Genomic DNA, 1,310 nt, shown 5'->3' on the forward strand with positions numbered 1-1,310 from the left:
ATATGGATTGGCGGACGGCAATGATGTGTTCAAATTCCTCTTGGGAGAGTGCAGATGAGTGCTTCCACGGATCCGATTGAACCGCCCAGGCTGGGCGAACCCTACTTGCTGACGCCGGGGCCATTGACCACCTCTTACGCAGTGAAACAGGCGATGCTGCGGGATTGGGGCAGCTGGGACGATGATTTCCGCGGAATGACCCGCGATATCCGCAGCCGGTTGCTGGCGTTGCTCGGCGAAGGTGCGGAGGATTTCGACTGTGTGCCGATGCAGGGTTCCGGCAGCTTTGCGGTGGAGGCGATGCTGGGGTCCTTCATTCCCCGTGATGGCAAGGCGCTGGTGCTGGCCAATGGCGCCTATGGGCAGCGATCGGCGCAAACGCTGACATACCTGGACCGCGATCACGTGGTGCTGGACAAGGGCGACTACCTGCCGCCGCGCGGGGACGAGGTGGCGCAGATTCTGGCAGATGACCCTGCGATTACCCATGTGGTGGCAATCCATTGCGAGACGTCCTCGGGCATCCTCAACCCAATCGCCGAGATATCCAAGGCGGTGTATGCCGCGGGCCGTAAGCTTCTGATTGATTCCATGTCGGCCTTTGGTGCGATTGATCTGCAGCCCTCGGACATTCGTTATGAGGCAATGGTGTCGTCGGCCAACAAGTGCATTGAGGGCGTGCCGGGCTTCGGCTTTGTCATCACCCGCACGTCTGAGATTGAAGCCGCCAAGGGCAACTGCCATTCGCTGTCGTTGGACATCCACGCGCAATGGGCCAATATGGAAAAGACCGGCCAGTGGCGCTTTACCCCGCCGACCCATGCGGTTGCCTCCTTTCTGGAAGCGCTTAAGGCGCATGAAGCTGAAGGTGGTGTTGCTGGCCGCGGCGCCCGGTATGCGCGCAACCGCGATGTACTGGTTGCGGGGATGCGGGAATTGGGCTTTGAGACGCTGCTGGCTAGCCGCTGGCTGTCGCCCATCATCGTCACATTCTTTTGCCCTGCGGATGAGAATTTCGTGTTCAGCCGCTTTTACAGCCTGATGAAGGCGAAGGGTTTTATCATCTACCCTGGCAAACTGACCGCTGTGGACAGCTTTCGCATCGGCTGCATCGGGCAGATGGATGAACATGTAATGCGGCGGGTTGTGACCGCTGCCCAGGAAACGCTTGCCGAAATGGGCGTCGCAAGCGCGGCCCCGCCTGCTGCGGCGCTGGAAGAACGCGCCAAACTGGCTGCCTGAAGACAAAGGACCCCGAGATATGACCACCCACACCCCCGTCATCGCCAATGGGCGCAGCTACCCGGTCC

The 1,310-nt window shown here is 60.4% G+C and carries 1 protein-coding gene; it reads left to right on the top strand.

Annotated features, from left to right (window positions below; translation table 11 throughout):
- The first annotated feature begins 54 nt into the window (after positions 1–54).
- Positions 55–1,242 carry a 2-aminoethylphosphonate--pyruvate transaminase gene (locus A2I95_RS38890; RefSeq protein ID WP_291737724.1) on the top strand — a complete coding sequence of 396 codons (1,188 nt, stop codon included), beginning with the start codon at positions 55–57 and terminating at the stop codon, positions 1,240–1,242.
- The last annotated feature ends 68 nt before the right edge of the window (positions 1,243–1,310 follow it).

It is taken from the genome of Leisingera sp. F5, assembly GCF_001593695.1.

Coding starts and splice junctions, on each gene's coding strand:
- A2I95_RS38890 (WP_291737724.1), top strand. CDS start 55: ATGAGTGCTTCCACGGATCCGATTGAACCGCCCAGGCTGGGCGAACCC.